This window comes from Aminobacter sp. BE322, assembly GCF_050433525.1.
GTDB lineage: Bacteria > Pseudomonadota > Alphaproteobacteria > Rhizobiales > Rhizobiaceae > Aminobacter.
The window spans coordinates 436,399-454,410 of sequence record NZ_JBNPXB010000001.1; the positions used below are offsets into that span (position 1 = coordinate 436,399).

The 18,012-nt window shown below is 64.9% G+C and carries 17 protein-coding genes and 1 tRNA gene; 3 read left to right on the plus strand and 15 right to left on the minus strand.

Features of this window, described 5'->3' with window-relative positions; genetic code table 11:
• Window positions 1-104: 104 nt before the first annotated feature.
• The 6 genes from J2X50_RS02135 to J2X50_RS02160 form a co-directional block, all read right to left on the minus strand.
• Complete coding sequence (locus J2X50_RS02135; protein WP_429091052.1) at window positions 105-2,063, minus strand: AI-2E family transporter; 1,959 nt, start codon at window positions 2,061-2,063, stop codon at window positions 105-107.
• Window positions 2,064-2,261: 198 nt separating this feature from the next.
• Window positions 2,262-3,200, minus strand: a complete 939-nt coding sequence (locus tag J2X50_RS02140; protein ID WP_429091054.1) for a glutaminase — start codon at window positions 3,198-3,200, stop codon at window positions 2,262-2,264.
• A gap of 137 nt (window positions 3,201-3,337) precedes the next feature.
• A tRNA-Lys gene (locus tag J2X50_RS02145) sits at window positions 3,338-3,413 on the minus strand.
• 102 nt (window positions 3,414-3,515) lie between these two features.
• Window positions 3,516-4,430 carry a PhzF family phenazine biosynthesis protein gene (locus J2X50_RS02150; RefSeq protein ID WP_429091055.1) on the minus strand — a complete coding sequence of 305 codons (915 nt, stop codon included), beginning with the start codon at window positions 4,428-4,430 and terminating at the stop codon, window positions 3,516-3,518.
• A gap of 221 nt (window positions 4,431-4,651) precedes the next feature.
• The gene (locus J2X50_RS02155) at window positions 4,652-5,368 is read right to left on the minus strand and encodes a hypothetical protein (RefSeq protein ID WP_429091057.1); all 717 of its coding nucleotides are present in this window, start codon (window positions 5,366-5,368) and stop codon (window positions 4,652-4,654) included.
• Between the two features lie 9 nt (window positions 5,369-5,377).
• The gene (locus J2X50_RS02160; protein ID WP_429091827.1) at window positions 5,378-6,490 is read right to left on the minus strand and encodes an endonuclease/exonuclease/phosphatase family protein; all 1,113 of its coding nucleotides are present in this window, start codon (window positions 6,488-6,490) and stop codon (window positions 5,378-5,380) included.
• 298 nt (window positions 6,491-6,788) lie between these two features.
• On the opposite strand from J2X50_RS02160, the gene J2X50_RS02165 reads away from it, so the two are divergent.
• Together J2X50_RS02165 and J2X50_RS02170 are read left to right on the plus strand one after the other, a co-directional pair.
• The gene (locus J2X50_RS02165) at window positions 6,789-7,130 is read left to right on the plus strand and encodes a BA14K family protein (RefSeq protein WP_429091059.1); all 342 of its coding nucleotides are present in this window, start codon (window positions 6,789-6,791) and stop codon (window positions 7,128-7,130) included.
• Between the two features lie 138 nt (window positions 7,131-7,268).
• On the plus strand, window positions 7,269-7,562 hold the full coding sequence (locus tag J2X50_RS02170; protein WP_347965091.1) for a PilZ domain-containing protein: 294 nt from the start codon (window positions 7,269-7,271) through the stop codon (window positions 7,560-7,562).
• A 32-nt stretch (window positions 7,563-7,594) separates the two neighbouring features.
• On the opposite strand, the gene J2X50_RS02175 is transcribed toward J2X50_RS02170, so the two are convergent.
• The 6 genes from J2X50_RS02175 to J2X50_RS02200 form a co-directional block, all read right to left on the minus strand.
• Window positions 7,595-7,828, minus strand: coding sequence for a hypothetical protein (locus J2X50_RS02175; protein ID WP_347965090.1), 234 nt, complete (start codon window positions 7,826-7,828; stop codon window positions 7,595-7,597).
• Window positions 7,829-7,836: 8 nt separating this feature from the next.
• On the minus strand, window positions 7,837-8,901 hold the full coding sequence (locus tag J2X50_RS02180) for a trypsin-like peptidase domain-containing protein (protein ID WP_429091061.1): 1,065 nt from the start codon (window positions 8,899-8,901) through the stop codon (window positions 7,837-7,839).
• 206 nt (window positions 8,902-9,107) lie between these two features.
• Window positions 9,108-10,127 (minus strand): ketol-acid reductoisomerase, encoded by a 1,020-nt coding sequence (ilvC, locus tag J2X50_RS02185; protein WP_429091063.1) that lies wholly within the window; start codon window positions 10,125-10,127, stop codon window positions 9,108-9,110.
• A 24-nt stretch (window positions 10,128-10,151) separates the two neighbouring features.
• On the minus strand, window positions 10,152-10,805 hold the full coding sequence (locus J2X50_RS02190; RefSeq protein WP_429091065.1) for a TetR/AcrR family transcriptional regulator: 654 nt from the start codon (window positions 10,803-10,805) through the stop codon (window positions 10,152-10,154).
• Between the two features lie 137 nt (window positions 10,806-10,942).
• A complete protein-coding gene (locus tag J2X50_RS02195) occupies window positions 10,943-11,575 on the minus strand; it encodes a hypothetical protein (protein ID WP_429091067.1) in 633 nt (210 codons plus the stop codon).
• A gap of 115 nt (window positions 11,576-11,690) precedes the next feature.
• Entirely contained in the window at window positions 11,691-12,620 is a 930-nt protein-coding gene (locus J2X50_RS02200; protein ID WP_429091069.1) for a LysR family transcriptional regulator, read from the minus strand.
• 92 nt (window positions 12,621-12,712) lie between these two features.
• Here J2X50_RS02200 and J2X50_RS02205 point away from each other — a divergent pair, with 92 nt between their 5' ends.
• Complete coding sequence (locus J2X50_RS02205; protein WP_429091071.1) at window positions 12,713-13,765, plus strand: SDR family oxidoreductase; 1,053 nt, start codon at window positions 12,713-12,715, stop codon at window positions 13,763-13,765.
• Between the two features lie 39 nt (window positions 13,766-13,804).
• On the opposite strand, the gene J2X50_RS02210 is transcribed toward J2X50_RS02205, so the two are convergent.
• From J2X50_RS02210 to J2X50_RS02220, 3 genes are all read right to left on the minus strand, one after another.
• On the minus strand, window positions 13,805-15,079 hold the full coding sequence (locus tag J2X50_RS02210) for an FAD-dependent oxidoreductase (RefSeq protein ID WP_429091072.1): 1,275 nt from the start codon (window positions 15,077-15,079) through the stop codon (window positions 13,805-13,807).
• A 66-nt stretch (window positions 15,080-15,145) separates the two neighbouring features.
• Entirely contained in the window at window positions 15,146-17,065 is a 1,920-nt protein-coding gene (locus tag J2X50_RS02215) for a potassium transporter Kup (protein ID WP_429091074.1), read from the minus strand.
• A 107-nt stretch (window positions 17,066-17,172) separates the two neighbouring features.
• Window positions 17,173-17,913, minus strand: coding sequence for a pyridoxine 5'-phosphate synthase (locus J2X50_RS02220; RefSeq protein ID WP_429091076.1), 741 nt, complete (start codon window positions 17,911-17,913; stop codon window positions 17,173-17,175).
• Window positions 17,914-18,012: the final 99 nt, after the last annotated feature.

Below are 18,012 nucleotides of genomic sequence, written 5' to 3' on the forward strand. Positions count from 1 at the left end.
GCCGGACCGGCGAATCCCTTCGACAGCCGTCATGCGGCCGCATATCGGCAGCAATCGGGCAGCGATCGACGGATGCGACGGCGGTCCGGGCCGCGGCGGATGGATCAGCCGGCCGCCTTTTCCCTGGCCTTGCTGGTGCGCTTTGCCGGCGCAGGGCGCCGCATCTTGCGCCTGGTGGGCCTCAGCGGCACAGCGGGTGCATCGGCGAGCGCGCCGGTCACGGCGCCCGTGATATCGAATGCCACGAAGTCGGCATTCAGTTCGCCCGCGAGCCGTTCCGCATCCAGGTCGGGGCTGCTTTCCGACCAGAGCACGATCCCAACTCTGATCGTCGGCTTGAACCGCTTGAGCCGGCGCACCAAGAAGCGTCCGTGGTTCAGCGAATCGGCGTTGAGGAACCCGACGACCGCGCTTTCGACGTCTTCGAGCGGAAGGTTGCGCATATTGGCCGGCTCCGCCTCCGCGTGGCTGGCCGTCCGGGCCTCCGCCCCCTGGACAGTGAGGACCTGGGCAAGCATTGCGGCGGCGGCATCGTCGAGTTCGCCCCGCCCGCCGACGCACAGCACGGATTTGCCCGATCCGTCGGGCAGTTCCATGCTGGATTGGCCGTCCCCGTCCTCGGCATCGTCCGGTACGTCGCCGTCATCGTCTTCATCTGCCTCGTCCTGCGCGATCTCGCGCAGGTTCGAGACGACCGCCATGGCGCTTTGGGCCACGCGCGTCCGCTGCTCGTCGGTCATCGCGCCCCGTGCCCTGTCGCTTTCGCCGAGCAGCAACGCGGGGATCGCCACGCCGCCGTAGTAGTCGACCAGGTACTCATCCTCGAGCATCTCTTCGGCATGGTCGGTCGCCTCGTCCGGATCGCCGGCGAGCAGGCGCTGATAGAGCCGCTCCTTGGGATCGAGCACGGGTTCGTTGCCGAACAGCACTTCGAGGAATTCGAACTGCGGAACGTGTTTTCCGAGGACCACCAGGCAGACCGTCAGCGGTGTGGACAGCACCAGGCCGATCGGCCCCCAGAGCCAGGTCCAGAAGATGGCGGCGACGATGATGGCCAGCGGCGACAGCCCGGTCCTCGAGCCGTACAGCCAGGGTTCGATGACGTTGTTGATGACCAGTTCCATGACGAGGAACAGCGCCGCAGCCCACAGCACGAGCGACCAGCCGGGCGCCACGGCGAGCGCCAGGAACAGCGGCAGGATCATCGCGATGGCCGGGCCGATATAGGGCACGAAGCGCAACACGACCGCCAGCAGCCCCCACAGGATCGCGTTCGGTATGCCCAGAAGCCATAGCCCGATGCCGATGGGGACACCGTAGAGCACGTTCACCACCAATTGCATCAGCAGGTACTGCCCCACCCTTCGTCCCGCGTCCTGGAGCGCCTCCGTGGTCCGGTGCAGGTCGCCGTAGCCGACCAGCCTGATGAACCTGTCGCGCAGGTCCTCACGCTCCATCAGCATGAAGATGACGACCACGACGACGAGGCCGGCCGTCGCCAGCGGCCCGACGAGCGGCGAGATGAAGTTGCGCAGGGTCTCGATGGGCTTCTGCCGCGTGAATATCTCGACCAGCAACGGGTCGGGCCGGGATGGCTGGGCCACAGGCGTTTCGGCCACTTCCGGCCTCTCGATTTCCTGGCCTACGCGCTCGATGACCTTGCTCAGCCTGTCGACGATGCCGCCTTCGCTGCCGGCGTCCTTGAGCGACCGGACCTTCTCAAGGATATTGGCCTGGTAGGTCGGCACGTTCTCGGCCACTTCGCCCACCTGCGAGACGACCACGAAGCTGAAAGCGCCCACGACGGCAAATGCCGCCAGAACGCACATGATGACAGCCGCGAGGCGGGGGATGCCTAGTCGCCGCAGCGACGACACGATGGGCGCCAAGGCGAAGGTCAGCAGAACGGCGATGGCAAGTGGCAGGAAGACGTCGCGGGCGAAGTAGAGTATGGCCACGACCGCCGCAGTGGCGGCGAAGGTCGGCAGTGCGGTCCTCGGGTGAGACCGAAATAGCGGCCGCTCGGCCGTCTGGCCCTGGTTCCTCGGACTGGCATCGACCATATGCGATCTCCCTACCTCGCCGGCCATGACGGCGTCGGCGAGAGCGCTGCCGCGACCTTCCGGCCGTCGGCAGAACAATGACCATTGTCACGGTTCGTTCCTCGGCTCCGGACGGAGGCCCGCGCTATACGTCCCTTCGCAGCCATTTTCGCGGATCTTGCCGCGGTGTCCAGATGCCGGCCTGGTGCCGCGGGAACGCTAGGCGGACCGGGAGGAGAAGATCGACCAGTTCATCCGCTTGGTCAGTTGCTCCAGGGCGATCGAGCCGAGCATTGAATTGCCGCGAGCGTTCAGGCCCGGCGACCAGACGGCGATAGAGGCCACGCCCGGCACGATCGCCAATATGCCGCCGCCGACGCCGCTCTTGCCGGGGATGCCGACCCGGAAGGCGAATTCACCGGAGCCGTCATAGTGGCCGCAGGTCAGCATCAACGCATTGACGCGCCTGGCGCGCTCGCTGGAGACGACGGTATGGCCGGAAGACGGCACCCTGCCGGCACTCGCCAGGAAACGGCCGGCATTGGCCAGTTGCAGGCAGCTCATGGCGATGGCGCAATGATGGAAATAGACCCCGAGCGTCATTTCCGGGGCATGGTGCAGGTTGCCGAAGCCCTTGAGATAGTTGGCCAGGGCAAAATTGCGGTAGCCGGTGGCGCGCTCTGAATTGGCGACGTCTGCGTCGATGACGATGGTGTCGTCATCCGCCACCGTTCGCACGAAGCTCAGGATCTCGCCGATTGCCTCGCGCGGCTGGTGGCCGGCAAGCAATATATCCGAGACGACGATCGCGCCGGCGTTGATGAACGGGTTGCGGGGAATGCCCTCTTCCCGCTCGAGCTGGACGATGGAATTGAACGGCGTGCCCGACGGCTCCCGCCCGACCCGATTCCACAAGGCATCGCCGACGCGCCCGAGCGCCAGCGCCAGGGTGAACACCTTGGAGATGCTCTGAACCGAAAACGGCTCCTCGGCGTCGCCGGCAACCGCCGAGGAGCCGTCGTTGAGCACGACGGCGATCCCGAACTTTCCAGGGTCGATTTTGCCGAGTTGGGGGATGTAGGTGGCGACCTCGCCGCGATCCGCCTGGGCAGACATTTCCGCGACGATCTCGTCCAGGACGGCTTGCAGCTTCTGCATCGCGTTCCCTGCGCCCCTCAAGAATCGGTCCCGCGACCGTCGATCGCTTCTACTCCAACTCCGCTCCGGGAGCAGGGGGCGAAGCGCTCGGCATCGTTAAGAAACCTCGCCAACATCCCGGATCGTAAGGAGAAAAGTGGTGGGTGCGACAGGGATCGAACCTGTGACCCGCTGATTAAGAGTCAGCTGCTCTACCAACTGAGCTACGCACCCACACAGTCGTTTCAGCGACCGTGGGCGGCATATAGCCAACGCATTTTCGCCTGTCCACCCCATCCGGCACATTTTCTTCGCGACGGCCGAAATTCCTGCGCCTCAGGCCAGCAGAACACCCTCCGCGACGCGCACGGCATGCCCGCCGATGCGGGCAGCCGCCAGTTTTCCGCCGGCCACGTCGATCTCGAGCCTGATTCTGGACGGACGGCCCATTTCGATTCCCTGCTCGATCCAGAATCGGTGGCTGCCGTCGGTGGGCTGGTCGAAGCGCATGATCGTGCCGGCGAAGGCGGCAGCCGCCGAACCGGTCGCCGGATCCTCGTAGGACGGGTTGCCGGGCACGATCATGCGGGCATGGAACGAACTGGTGTGATCCACCGTCTCGCGGCCGTAGATGTAGGCGCTGGCCACCGCGAACTCGCTTTTCCGCGGAGAAAACTCCACCCAGGCATCGTTGTTCAGCTTCACCTTCGCAGCGGCCTTGAGGTCGGCGACCGGCACGGCGATGTAAGGCACCCCGGCCGACCATAGCGACACGCGGTGATTCTCGAAGCCGATCTCGTGCGGCCCGAGCCCAAGTGCTGCCCCGATGGCCTCCGGATCGGCCGAGAGCGGCAACTGTTCGGGCAACTGCGGCACGTCGAATTCGGCGAACAGGCCGTTGTCCAGCTTGTCGATGGCACAGCGCACCAGGCCGATATTCTCCTCGAGCACGAAAATGCCGGCAAGGTCGTTCCCCTCCGCCATCTCCGACAGCGCGATCGCCGTGCCGACCGTCGGATGCCCGGCAAACGGCATCTCGTAGTCGGGGGTGAAGATGCGCACGCGCGCCTTGTGCGTCGGGTTCTTGGGCGGCAGCACGAAGGCGGTCTCGGACAGGTTGAATTCGCGCGCGATCGCCTGCATCGCAGCCGTATCGAGCCCCTCCGAATCGATCACCACGGCGAGTGGATTGCCGTCGAGAGGACGCTGGGTGAATACGTCGTAGATAAAATACTTGCGTCCAGCTCTCATGTTCATTCCTTCTGCCCTGCCGTCGGCAACATGAGCGACCGCTTTGTGGACCTTTTGGGATTTCTCGGAAGCCAATTGGGGGCAGGCTTGGACCGGCTTGTCAATTGGCGGATTGGAAGCTGCGGCGCCACGTCGGCTGCACGTTCGATCGCATTTCGCGCCGCCCTGTGCCGCCTGCCGCCCCGCATCGGACTGTATGGCCGCAGCCCCGCGAGCGTCCCTCAGCCAGGCTGCGAAAAATGCCAGTCCACCAGGGGACGCATGTGCGGCATCAGCCCTTCGGGCAGGTCATTGCGCCCGCGGATGATGACCGGCCCCTCGATCTCCGGATCGGGATCGGCTGCCACGAAGCCCGCGATGCGCTCCGCCAGTTGCTCTGCGGTTTCGCGGGCGCGAAAGCAGCGCACGATCACCGTGCCGCTCTCGACCGACAAGGCATGGCAGCGCTCCTCCCGGCGCGCCTGGCGCAGGTCGAGGCCCGTCTCCTCGCGCACCTCGCGGATCATGTTGTAGTCGAGATCGACCAGCCCCTCGCGAAAGTCCTCCGGCTCGAAGGAACCCGCCGCGAAATAGACCTTCCCGGCATTGGCGGTGTGACTTCCCATGCGGATCGCCACCAGCGCATTGTCGCTGGAGATCAGCATGGCATGCGCAAAGGCATGCTCGGCGCTGGTGACGGGCTTGAGCTTGCGCCACAGCATGAAGGTAGAGAAGCGCACGGCATGGCAGCGGCCGACAATGCTGTTGTCGCGATAGGCGAGTTCCGACAGCAGGACCACGGTGCCGTCGAACAGGGCCGGGCGATGCGCCTTCTCGGCCTCCCAGTTGGCCGCGATCGCCGCCGCATTGTCGCGTTCGAACGGGTGCTGGGCAGCGTCGAGGCGCACGTCGACGACGTCGACCGGCAGGATCACGTTGCGCGGGATGTCGAAGGCCACTTTGAACTCTCAGGCGATATCGAGGGTGACGGCCACCGGGCAATGGTCGGAAGCCTTGGGCCGGTCCCAGCCGGCGCGCGGATACCGGTCGACGTCCTGGCCGGGCGGGAAGATGGTGCGCCAGGGCTGGCCGCGCCTGACGATGTCGGGGACCGCCTGCGAATTCGTCCGCGCCAAGGAAGGCGAGGCCAGGATGTAGTCGAGCTGGCACAGGTGCCGTTCCTGGGGACCGCGCGTGTGGTAGAGGGTCCAGCGGTCCATCTCCGGGCGGCGTTCCACCAGGTTTTCCGCGAAGCCGTCGCCCAGGAAGACGTCCAGGCACGACGCCGTCTCTTCGACCGGTGTGAAGCTGTAGCCCTGGAAGGCGTCGCCGCCGATGACTATCCGCTCGCGATAGTCGTTGAGGTCGCCGCAGATCACCCAGCGCTTGTCGGCGGTGTGGTCCTTGCCGAAGCGGTTCTCGATGATGCGCCGCACCGCCTTGGCCTCGGCATCGCGGATCGGCATCGTCGCCTCGCGCCCGTTGAGGCCGTTGCGCGGCGAGCCCATCGACTTGAAATGCACGGAATAGATCGTCAGCGGCTTGCCGCCGACCTTGACGTCGATCTCCAGGCAGTCGCGACGGAAGATGCGCTCGAACGGTTCCTGACCGAGTGCTGCGAGTTCGGGCGTATGCAGGCCGAACTCCTCGAAGGTCACATGTGCGTGGCTGGTCATGCGCACGAACTCGATCGGCTGGCCGTGTGCGGTCTCGGCCCGCATCATCACGGCGACGTCGATGCCGCGCGAATCGTTGCCGGAGGTCGTGTATTTCTGCTGGTAGCCCTGCCCCACCATCTTGAACAGATAGCCGTATTCGAAGGCCTTGAGCGCTTCGATGTTGTCCACCTCCTGCATGCAGATGATGTCGGCCCTGGTCTCGGCAATCGCCAGCGCGGTCAGCTGGCGCATGTCGTCGGCATGGGCGATCGCCCGGGCCTTCTCCAAAAGCTGGTACTCGGCCTCGCTGCCGATCTCGAACAGGGCCAGCGTCCTGTCCTCGTTCAGCTGGTTGCGATAGCCGGAAAAATCGAACCTGTTCATCAGGTTCTCGACATTGAATGTGGCGAGGCGCAGCGACATGGCGGCGAGCATTGCCTTCATCGCTGCCCAAACACAAGCCCCGCGGAACCCGCACCGTTCATCACACGTTCAGCGTGAAAGGCGCAATATACGTCATCTCCGTCCAAAAATACGGGGTGTGGGGCCTTTGGGATTCGCACTTCAGGAGACGATCATGACACACGGTCTTTCCACTTTCGCACGCGGGGGGCTCGTGGCCCTCGGCATTGTGGCCGGCATCCCGCTGTCAGCAAGCGCCGCGCCAGTCGCTTTGGCCCAGATGCCTGTGCCTGCGGCAACGCAGCCGGCATACGACGTCGTGCCCATAAACCACCGCGACGGCGACTACCGGCGCTGGCGGCACTTTCGTCGTTATGACGACGATGATCGCTGGCGGTACCGGCGCTATTCCAGGCGCCACAGCGGCGTGGGCATCTTCCTGAACTTCGGCATTCCGGCCTACCGCTACTACGACCCGTTTTACGACCCGGGCTACTATCGCCCGCGCTACTACGCGCCGCAGCGGCTCTATAGGGCCGGTCCGCTCTCTTCGGCACATATCCGCTGGTGCTACAGCCGCTACCGCTCCTATCGGGCCTGGGACAACACCTTCCAGCCCTATGTAGGCCCGCGGCAGCAATGCTGGTCGCCCTACATCTGAGGCAGAACCGGAATCGGATGTGACTGCGGCGCCTGCGGCACCGTCGCAGCGACGCGCCCGTAAATAACATCAAATTTACGGATTTGGCGCAGGCTGCCGCCGGTGCGCGATTCGGATGCGCGCGCCCACGAGCCTCCCATGACCGATGACGCCGCAACCAAACCACCGCGTGAACACCGCAACCGAGTGCTGAAGGGTGCGTCGATCATCACTGGTGTGACCAATTCCGAGATCAGCGTCACCGTCCGCAACCAGAACAGCGGCGGCGCCGAACTTCGCGTCCCGGCCGATGCGCGCGTTCCCGAGCGTTTCCTGCTCTACATTCCGGTAGACGGCATCGGCTATCGCTCAGTCGTCCGCTGGCGCAGGAACGACCGCGTCGGCGTCCAGTTCGAGGGCACCGAGCCCAAGCCGTCCTGGCACTACGGCTAACCGGCGCACGTCCTCTCGCGCCCTTGCAGGCGTCAAAAGGCCCTGACGTCTCCGACCACATCGACCATGACGTCCAGCCCGTCGAAGGTTTTAGGCAACTGCGCCGCCTGCTTGTTCCTGGCGACCTGAACATTGAGCGCCAGATCGTCGCGGCCGATGTTGAGGCAAATGCCCACGCCGACCACCCCGTCGAATCCGGCGAACCTTTCCTCGAAAGCCCGCTGGATCTCGATGGCTTCTTTCATCGAGTGCTTGGTGTCAGCCATTCCCAGCCTCAGATCAGCGTCACTTCGAGCTGACTTGTCACCGAGGATATAGGGTTTGCACCCGTTATTCCAACGTTTCCCGGCCCTCCCGAGGCGGAGCCCGCGAACAGCAGCCCCACCGGCCTGCCCTCCTCGTCGACGATCAGCGAGCCGCTGTCGCCGGGACGGCTGAAGGCCCGCGCCGGCGACATGTCCATCTCGATGGCGATCTGCCCGTCGAAACGTGCGACGCCCACGCCCATGTCGACGAGGTAGTTGTTGACGTTGACCGCCCTTACGCGGCCGCGCGTGTGCCTTGTGGTCCGGCCGGTCTTGAAGACGGTCATGCCCGGAACCGCCTCGACCGGTTGTCCGGGCTGGATGGTGACGGCCGGCCGCGGCTCGTCGGAGCTGTCATAGAGGGTGCGGCGGTCCTCGGCCCGTCCGTGGTCGGTCAGTGCCGCGACCGCGCAGTCCACCAGGTTCGGGATGCCGCCGAACTGCACGGGGACGAAACGCAGCAGTTCCGCGATCAGGTCGCTGGCCGGCCTGCCGCGATCTCGCGCGCCTGGCTGCATGATCGTCGTTCCAATCGCAATGTTGTTCACGTCGGCCAGAACGTGATTGTTGGACAATATGCCGTCCCTGCCGCTGATCTCGTCCCGGCAAAAGCAGCCGAGCGTGCCGGCATATTCGACCGTCGTCGGCGAGATGCTCGCGCCCAGCCGTATCGGGTCGTTGCGCATTGTCGTCCACAAGGGTTTCTGCCGGCCGATATAGAGCACTTCGGCTTCGCCCTTGGCGCTCTCGACGATCTGCTCCACCACCCGGCTCTGCAGCTTGTTGCGGCTCTGCACCAGCACGGCGAGCTTCGCTTCGTCGCCATTGGCCCGGCTGACGCCGAGCGCGATATCCTCGACGGCGCGCTTCCTTGTGGCCTTCTTCGGATAGGCGGCCTTGGTTTCCAGCAGGTAGGGGTCGAGATACAGCCCCGGGAGAGCCTGCTCCATACCGGCAGCCGCCGGCAGTTCGACGAAATTGAAGATCGTCGAAAAGATGATCGCCTGAAGTTCCAGCGCGGATTCGAGTCGCATCTCGTCCTCTCCTACGCGCCCGTCCGCCGAATCGGAGTCTAGCAAAAACAAAGGGCCGCGGTCTCAGCCGCGGCCCTTGTCTCCTGCCAGTCTGGAAGAAGGTTAGTTCTTCGCCTTGTCGAGCAGCTTGTTCTTAGAGATCACCCCGCCTGCCCGCAGCGCAAAGCGCGAGGACAGGCAGAGCTAGACTCCATGGATCGACAGGCTTAGTTCTTCGCCTTGTCGACCAGCTTGTTCTTCGAGATCCACGGCATCATGCCGCGCAGCTTGGCGCCGACTTCCTCGATCTGGTGGGCGTCGTTGACGCGGCGGATGCCCTTGAAGCGGGCGGCACCCGACTTGTACTCCTGCATCCACTCCGAGGTGAACTTGCCGGTCTGGATGTCCTTGAGGACGCGCTTCATCTCGGCCTTGGTCTCGTCGGTGATGATGCGCGGACCGGTCACGTACTCGCCCCACTCGGCGGTGTTCGAGATCGAATAGTTCATGTTGGCGATGCCACCTTCATAGATCAGGTCGACGATCAGCTTCACTTCGTGCAGGCACTCGAAATAGGCCATCTCGGGAGCATAGCCGGCTTCCACCAGCGTCTCGAAGCCGGCGCGGATGAGTTCGACCAAGCCGCCGCAGAGGACGACCTGCTCACCGAACAGGTCGGTTTCGCACTCTTCCTTGAAGTTCGTCTCGATGATGCCCGAACGACCGCCGCCGACGCCGCAGGCGTAGGAGAGCGCGAGGTCAAGGGCGTTACCCGAAGCGTCCTGGTGGACGGCGACCAGGCACGGCACGCCGCCGCCCTTCTGGTATTCGCCGCGCACGGTGTGGCCGGGACCCTTCGGTGCGATCATGACGACGTCGACCGAAGCCTTCGGCTCGATCAGGCCGAAATGCACGTTGAGGCCGTGGGCGAAGGCGATCGCAGCGCCGTCACGGATGTTCGGAGCGATCTCGCTCTTGTAGATGTCGGCCTGCAGCTCGTCGGGCGTCGCCATCATCATCAGGTCGGCCCACTTGGCGGCCTCGGCCACCGTCATCACCTTGAGACCGTCGGCCTCGACCTTCTTGGCGGTCGCCGAACCGGCCTTCAGGCCAACGGCGATCTCCTTGGCGCCCGAATCCTTGAGGTTCAGCGCGTGCGCGCGACCCTGGCTGCCGTAGCCGATGATGGCGACCTTCTTGCCCTTGATCAGATTGAGATCGGCATCACGATCGTAATAGACACGCATTGGTGGGTTCCTTCCCGTTTGCAGTCAGAGGGCCTTGGGCCCGGTTTTCGCTCCATGAAGAGCCAGGAACTGCTGCGTCGCGCGCACGGCATCGCCGTTGACCTCCGCCTCAGTCAATTCAATCCGGTCGCCGAGCAGAAGCCTGATCTGCACGTCGCGGGCGACCAGCCCAAAAAATGTCCGGAATGCCGTCTCGGCATCGTCGAATTCGAGTATGCCTGCTTCCCGGCCGGCTTCCAGCACCGGCTTCAACCGCCGGCCCAGCGCGAAACGACCGCGCTCAAGCACGATGGCGCCGAGATCGCGCTTGTCCGAGCCGGCATGGCCGACTGCCACCCGGTTGAGCGCGATCGAGGTGTCGCTGGAAATCACCCGCAGCCAGTCCGACGCAAAGCGCTCCAGGCTGGCGGTGAGTGCGGCAAGGTCGAGGCCCTTGCGGTCAACAGGGGTGACGCGCACCTTGGCTGCCTGCCACTGCACGGTCGCTGTCAGCAGCCCGTCGCGGTCGCCGAACCACTTGTAGAGCGTTTCCTTGGAGCAGCTGGCGCGACGCGCAACCGCCGCCATGGTCAGCCGGTCGCCTTCCTCGACGAGCAGGCGCAGCACGGCGTCGAGCACGTCCTGCTGACGCGCCGTCGGCCCCTCGCCTTCCATCATCTCGGTGGTCGTCTGCAGCATTTTCGCCGGCCGTGGATCCCGGGTACGGTGGCTCCGAAATCACCGTACCGTACGTTACGGTTCGGCTTATGCCGCAATCACGGAACCTTCGCAAGCCCAATGCGCGGCCTCACCCGAAAATGTTCGAGTGCCCCGCCCTATTGGCCGTAGGTAGCGAGATAGTTCGCAGGAATGTCGACCGGGTACAGAGTGCCCGACAGTGCCAGAACAAGCGATGTCGCAAACGCCACGCCGAGCAGGCTGATGCCGCTGAGCAACACGGTGCGCCCGCTCCAGTCAACGTTCCAGTACACCGCGCAACCGACATGGACGAAGAGCGACACGACGCCGAGGAAATAGTAGGGCGCAAAGAACCACTGCCAGGGCGAAGCGAAGAATCCGGCGGCGGCGAAGCGAAAATCCGTGTCCAGCCCCAGCAACGTTCGTCCGGCAACCACCGCGCCGACGTGGTTGAGCAGGAAGAAGGCAAGATAGCCGCCGGATATGGCCTGCAGCCAGGCGACCGCCCCTCGCCGCTTGGCCCAGCCGCGCACAAGCATGCGTAGCCCGCTGCCGACCTGCCACAACAACAGGCCAATAAGCGGGATTTCGATGGCCGGATGCCGATAGAACGCCCGCGCCTTGGCCATGAAGGTCATGTGCGCCTCCTGCCCGCTCAGTCCGGCCAGATGATTGGCCATATGCAGAAGCAGGAACACTCCGATGAGTATTGCCGACAACCGGTGCAGGCCACGCAACCGCAACTGCCCTGCAAACGCACGTGGCTGCATGATCCCCCCGATCGGCTGCTCTTGCGCCTGGCCACCCTTCCCCGATGCAGCCGCCACAACCTGACGTTACCCGCAGCCCCAAAAATGCTGTACGTCGGGGCGTGCTGGCAATGATTCATTTTGCCCCTGCCGAGCTCGCTGCGCCGAGATCGACGGTCTCGACCAGGAAGTCGAGCAACGCCCTTACCCGCGCCGGCACCGGCCCGCCGCTCCCCAGAAAGACCGCATGAACGTCCTCGAAATCGCCGGGGTTGGCGTCCTCCATCACGCTGACCAGCCTGCCTGCCGCGAGATCGTCGCGCACCTGGAACGCCGCAGTGCGAGTGAGCCCCAGCCCGGTCAGCGCCAGCTCGCGCAGCGCTTCGCCGTCGCTGGCCTGGACGTTGCCTGTCGGCACCACGTCGACGACGACACCATTCTGCAGCAGCGGCCATGCCGGCATCGTCCGGGCATAGGACGGCCCAAGCAGATTGTGCTGTTTCAACTCGTCGACTGTGCGCGGCATGGCACGCGTTGCGAAATAGGCAGGTGCTGCGACGATCATCATCCGGGTCGCGCCCAGCTTGCGCGCGACGAGGCTGGAACTCTTCATCGGCCCCGCCCGGATCGCCACGTCGGCACGCGCCTCCAGGAGGTCGACGACCATGTCGGACAGCACAACGTCGACCGTGATTTCCGGATAGCGCGCCAGGAATTGCGGCAGCAGCGGCAACAGGAAATGTTTGCCGAACGGCACGTTGGCGTTGACGCGCAGGCGCCCGCGCGGCGCCTCGCCGGCTGCCGCGCACTGCTCCGCCTCCCTGAGATCGGCAAGGATGGCGACGCTGCGCTCATAGAAGGCGCAGCCTTCCGGCGTCAGTTGCAGGCGACGGGTCGAGCGGTTGACCAGCCGCGTCCCGAGCCGGTTCTCCAGCCGCGAGACCAGCTTGCTGACGGCCGATGGCGACATCGACAGCGCGCGCGCCGCAGCCGAGAAGCCACCGCTCTCCACGGCCTGGGCAAACACTTCCATCTCGCCGAAACGATTGACGTCCACGCGTATCATTGTGAATTCACGTCATAAATCCTGAGATCGTTCGACGTCTACTTCATCCTGCCAATCCCGTCCATATCGGCGCTCTACAGGAGACATGAACGATGAAATCCAACACAGCCCTTATCGTCGGCGCCCATGGCGTCATCGGCAGCAACCTGGCCATCCATCTGGCCGAACTCGGAAACTGGAACATCGTCGGGCTGTCGCGGCGCGGCGGCCCGGATCAGGGCCCGATCCGGCACATCGCGGTGGATCTGCTGGATCGTCGGGACACGAGGGAAAAACTCGACGGCCTGAGCGACGTCACCCACGTCTTCTATGCGGCCTATCAGGACCGGCCGACCTGGACCGAACTTGTCGAGCCCAATGTCGCCATGCTGCGCAACGTCGTCGACGTGCTCGAGCCAACGGCTCGAAACCTGCGCCACATCAGCCTGATGCAGGGCTACAAGGTCTATGGCGCGCATCTCGGGCCGTTCAAGACGCCGGCGCGCGAGACCGACGCCAACCACATGCCGCCGGAATTCAACATCGACCAGCAGGACCTGCTCGAAGACAGGCAGAAGGGTAAGCGCTGGAATTGGTCGGCGCTGCGCCCGTCGGTGGTCATCGGCCAGGCGCTGGGCAATCCGATGAACCTGGCGATCGCCATTGCGGTCTACGCCTCGATGTCGAAGGAACTCGGCCTGCCTCTGCGCTTTCCCGGCAAGCCCGGCGCCCACGACAAGATCATCGAGATGACCGATGCCGGCCTGCTCGCGCGGGCCACTGTCTGGGCCGCAACGGACGAACGCTGCGCCAACCAGGCATTCAACATCACCAATGGCGACCTGTTTCGCTGGAACGAGATGTGGCCGAAGATCGCCGCCAGCTTCGGCCTCGACACGGCCCCACCCCTGCCCATGTCGCTGGACACGATCATGAGCGACAAGCAGCCGCTTTGGGAGAAGATGAAGGCCCGGCATGGGCTGGCCGACACGCTTTACGGCGACGTCTCGTCGTGGCGTTTTGCCGACTTCGTCTTCGGCTGGGACTACGACTTTTTCGGCGACGGCACCAAGGCACGCCGCTTCGGCTTCCACGATTTCGTCGACACAGAGGAGATGTTCCAGCGCACGTTTGCGGAAATGCGGCAGCGCCGGATCATTCCCTGACCCGACGATGGATGGCAGGTGCTCGCTCCGCGGTCGCCCTTAGCCCACGGGAACGCTCGCAATGGTCTCGGCTGCCGGACGCAGCCGATCTTGCCATGGCGCTTCCCTGAGCCCGATCGGGCCGAAGGGATCGACCAGCGTGCCGGCAACGATGGAAGCCAGTATCTGTGGCGCCGGCGGCACTTTCGCTACCGTCGCCACGAGCCTGTCGCGCAGAAGGGGCAACAGCACGGAGTCCGACTGGTAGAAGGGCGTGAACGCATGGGACAGCGCCTGGAACAGCCGCACATGCGCGCGGCGCGAGCGGACATAGGCTGCAAGCGCGGCATCGAGGGTCCCATGCCGGCGAAGCGCATGGGCCAGGGCGGCCGCATCCAGAAGGGCCATGTTCGCCCCCTGCCCCAGTTGCGGGCTGGTCGAATGGGCCGCGTCGCCGATCACCGCAAAGCCGCGCGCCGCGGGATGCCGCAACGTGTGCTGGCCGTAACGTGCCAGCGTCAACTGGTCGAAGTCGGTGATCTGGTCGAGATAGGCAGAGCACTCCGGCCAGAGCGACGCGACCCGCGCCTTCCAGGCCTCCAGCCCTTCCTCACGAACACGCTCCGCCGCCGCGGGCTTCAGGCTCCAGAAGAACGCCGCCATGCCGCGCCCATCAGGCTCGGCCCGGCCGATCGGCAGCACGCCGATCATCACGCTGGCGCGGCGGTAGCGCTGGCTCAGCGCATGTTCCTGGAAGCCCGTTGCCCGCCAATCGAGCGAGGCCCAGAAGGCGCCGTATTCGAGCGGCCTGGGCTGGTCCGTCAACCCAGCGCTGCCACGCAAATTGGAGCGCGCGCCCGTCGCATCGACGACGAGGTCGAAGCTGCCGTAGGCACGCCCCGAGCCATCGCGCAGCAGCGGCGTCTCACCCGTCTCGACCGCAACAAGGTCGATGCCGGTGGCGATGTCGATGCCTTCGCGCCGCGCTGCCCCGTAGAGCACGCCGAAAAGGGTCGCGCGATGCACCGCCACCCCGAAACGCCCGCCGCTCCGGGCGTCGTAGCGAACGTCGAGCACCGTTCGCCCGCTTTCGGCATCCGTGCCGTGGAGCCTGTCGATGCGGCTGCCGAGATGCAGGATTTCGTCCAGCAGTCCGAGATCGTCGAGCACGGTCAGCCCCGTCGGCTGCAGGATCAGGCCCGAGCCGAGCGGCTTCGGCTCGTCGAAGCGCTCGAGCACGGTGACGCGGTGCCCGTCGCGCTTGAGATAAAGCGCCACGGCCAGCCCTGCCGGTCCGGCGCCGGCGATTGCGATGTGAAGTTTTCGACCGTTCATGAACCTCTCCGCCCGCAACCGACAGTCACGGGCAGATGTGCGTTGGCAATGCTTCACATTGCCCCGCTAGATCGACACCTGCGTGCCGACCTCGACCACGCGGCCGGTCGGGATCTGGAAATATTCGGTCGCGTCGGCGGCCGTACGGGCCAGGCCGATGAACAGCCTGTCCTGCCAGATCGGCATGCCCGAATTGGGCGAGGCCTTCAGCGAACGGCGCGACAGGAAGAACGAGGTCGTCATGATGTCGAACTTCCAGCCCTGCTTGCGGCAGATGGCCAGCGCCTTGGGAATGTTCGGCTGCTCCATGTAGCCGAACTTCAGCTTCACGCGCATGAACAGCTCATTGACCTGCTCCATCTTGACCCGCTCGCTGTCCGGCACCACCGGTTGCTGGGCGGTCACCACAGAGAGGATGACGTTCTGTTCGTGCAGCACCTTGTAGTGTTTGAGACTGTGCATCAGCGCGGTCGGCGCGCTCTCCGGGTCGCTGGTCAGGAACACCGCGGTGCCCGGAACCAGCTGCGGCTTCTTCTTGCTCAGGTTCTCGGCCAGGAAATCGAGCGGAATCTCGTTCTTGCGCGTCTTCTCGAACAGGTAGTGGCTGCCACGCACCCACGTCCACATGATGACGATGATGACGAAGGCAACCGCAAGCGACACCCAGCCGCCCTCGAACACCTTGACTATGTTGGACAGGAAGAAGCCGATGTCGATGAGGGCGAACACGGTAATGGCAGCGATGACGGTGGCAACCGGCCAGCGCCAGATGCGCAGCATGACGATCGACAGCAGCAGCGTCGTCACCAGCATGTTGCCGGTGACCGAGATGCCGTAGGCGGCGGCCAGCCGGCTCGATTCGCCGAAGCCGACCACGAGCATCATCACAGCCAGCGCCAGCAGCAGGTTGACGCGCGGCATGTAGATCTGGCCCTGCGTCGTCTCCGACGTGTGCAGAATCGCCAATCGCGGCAGCATGTTGAGCTGCACCGCCTGGCGGGTCAGCGAGTACGCGCCGGTGATGACCGCCTGGCTGGCGATGACGGTCGCGGCGGTGGCAAGCAACACCATCGGCACCAGCATCCAGCCCTCGTTCATCTCGAAGAACGGATGGCCGACCGTGCCGCCATGGGCGAGCACGAAGGCGCCCTGGCCGGCATAGTTGAGCAGCAGGCTCGGAAAGACGATGGCCAGCCAGGCCAGCACGATCGGCCGCCGGCCGAAATGGCCGAGGTCGGCGTAGAGTGCCTCGGCGCCGGTCACGGCCAGGAAGATCGCGCCGATGGTCACGAACGAGACCTCCGGCTGGTTCATCAGGAACTGGACGATATAGATCGGATTGACCGCAAGCAGGATCTCGGGGTCATCGGCAATGTGCACTATGCCCGCATAGCCGATTGCTAGGAACCAGACCAGAGTGATCGGCCCGAAGATGATGGCCACGCCGCCCGTGCCGAAGCGCTGCACGGCAAACACCAAGGCCAGGATCACCAGGGTCAGCGGCACGACATAGGGATCGAACGCCGGCGTCACGACCTTGAGCCCTTCCACCGCAGACAGCACCGAAATCGCCGGGGTGATGACGGCATCGCCATAGAACAGCGACGCGCCGATCATGCCGAGCGCAAGGATCAGTCCGGAGCGCTTGGCATAGCTGCGGCGGGCGAGCGCCATCAGCGACAGCGTTCCGCCCTCGCCGCGGTTGTGGGCGCGCAGCACGAACATGACATATTTGACGGTGACGATGACCGTGAGCGCCCAGATGATGAGCGACAGCACGCCGAGGATGTCTTCGCGCGACGCCACTTCCCCGCCCGAGGAGGACGCGACCAGCGCCTCGCGGAAGGCGTAGATCGGGCTCGTCCCGATATCGCCGAACACGACGCCCAGCGCCCCGATGACCAGAATCCTGATATCCTGGGAATGGGCATCCGTCGGGGCGGTCTGCCCGTTCTTTTCCACCTTGCCAGCGTCGGCGTCGGCCATGGAAGAGTCTCCGTGAAGCCGCGGGGCTCTACCCTCGCTAAAGGGCAAAAGCAACAGCTGATTTGTAACAGCTAATCTTCAGCCAACGCATAGCGGCGGATGGTTCGTCACCATCCGCACGCCTTCAGATAGCGCTCGATCGTGCGCGACATGCCGTATTCGAGCGCATCGGCCGTCAGGCCGTGGCCGATCGAGACTTCGGCGAGCGCCGGGATGCGGCCGATCAGTTGCGGCAGGTTGGCGACCGTCAGGTCGTGCCCCGCATTGACCGCAAGTCCTGCCGCCCGCGCCGCGTCGGCAGTCCGCCCGAGCAGCTCCAGATGCCTGGCGGCCTGCGCGGGGTCCGCGTGGCTTGCACCGTATGGCCCGGTGAACAGTTCGATCCTGTCGGCCCCCGTATCGCGCGCAGCGTTCGCGCCGGCCGGGTCCGGGTCGGAAAACAGCGACACGCGAAAACCACCCTTCTTCAGCCGCGCCACGATCGGCTTGAGGAAGCCTGCCTCCGCGACGAAGTTCCAGCCATGGTCGGAGGTGGCCTGCGCCGGATCGTCCGGCACCAGCGTCACCTGTTCCGGCTGGTGCTTCTCGACCAGCCCCAGGAAATCTTCTGTAGGGTAGCCCTCGATGTTGAACTCGGCCTTGGGGAACTCGTCGTCGATCAGCGCCCGGATCTCGGGCAGGTCGGTGAAGCGCACATGCCTCTGGTCGGGACGCGGATGCACGGTCAACCCATGCGCGCCGGCGGCCAGGGCGATGCGCCCCAGGCCGGTGAGGCTGGGCCAGGGCAGGTCCCGCCGGTTGCGCAGCATCGCGATGGCATTGAGGTTCACGGAAAGCTTGGCAGGCATCGGCAACTCACGGCAGGTTCGCGTCGTCCCGACCTAGCACGACCGGGATGGGAACAGAGAGCCTTTTTATGTGTTCCAGCATGGATGGCGCATGCTGCG

Coding starts and splice junctions, on each gene's coding strand:
- J2X50_RS02195 (WP_429091067.1), bottom strand. CDS start 11,575: ATGCAGCCACGTGCGTTTGCAGGGCAGTTGCGGTTGCGTGGCCTGCAC.
- ilvC (WP_429091063.1), bottom strand. CDS start 10,127: ATGCGTGTCTATTACGATCGTGATGCCGATCTCAATCTGATCAAGGGC.
- J2X50_RS02160 (WP_429091827.1), bottom strand. CDS start 6,490: ATGTCGCTGCGCCTCGCCACATTCAATGTCGAGAACCTGATGAACAGG.
- J2X50_RS02150 (WP_429091055.1), bottom strand. CDS start 4,430: ATGAGAGCTGGACGCAAGTATTTTATCTACGACGTATTCACCCAGCGT.
- J2X50_RS02190 (WP_429091065.1), bottom strand. CDS start 10,805: ATGCTGCAGACGACCACCGAGATGATGGAAGGCGAGGGGCCGACGGCG.
- J2X50_RS02220 (WP_429091076.1), bottom strand. CDS start 17,913: ATGCCTGCCAAGCTTTCCGTGAACCTCAATGCCATCGCGATGCTGCGC.
- J2X50_RS02170 (WP_347965091.1), top strand. CDS start 7,269: ATGACCGATGACGCCGCAACCAAACCACCGCGTGAACACCGCAACCGA.
- J2X50_RS02175 (WP_347965090.1), bottom strand. CDS start 7,828: ATGGCTGACACCAAGCACTCGATGAAAGAAGCCATCGAGATCCAGCGG.
- J2X50_RS02200 (WP_429091069.1), bottom strand. CDS start 12,620: ATGATACGCGTGGACGTCAATCGTTTCGGCGAGATGGAAGTGTTTGCC.
- J2X50_RS02215 (WP_429091074.1), bottom strand. CDS start 17,065: ATGGCCGACGCCGACGCTGGCAAGGTGGAAAAGAACGGGCAGACCGCC.
- J2X50_RS02140 (WP_429091054.1), bottom strand. CDS start 3,200: ATGCAGAAGCTGCAAGCCGTCCTGGACGAGATCGTCGCGGAAATGTCT.
- J2X50_RS02135 (WP_429091052.1), bottom strand. CDS start 2,063: ATGGTCGATGCCAGTCCGAGGAACCAGGGCCAGACGGCCGAGCGGCCG.
- J2X50_RS02180 (WP_429091061.1), bottom strand. CDS start 8,901: ATGCGACTCGAATCCGCGCTGGAACTTCAGGCGATCATCTTTTCGACG.
- J2X50_RS02205 (WP_429091071.1), top strand. CDS start 12,713: ATGAAATCCAACACAGCCCTTATCGTCGGCGCCCATGGCGTCATCGGC.
- J2X50_RS02210 (WP_429091072.1), bottom strand. CDS start 15,079: ATGAACGGTCGAAAACTTCACATCGCAATCGCCGGCGCCGGACCGGCA.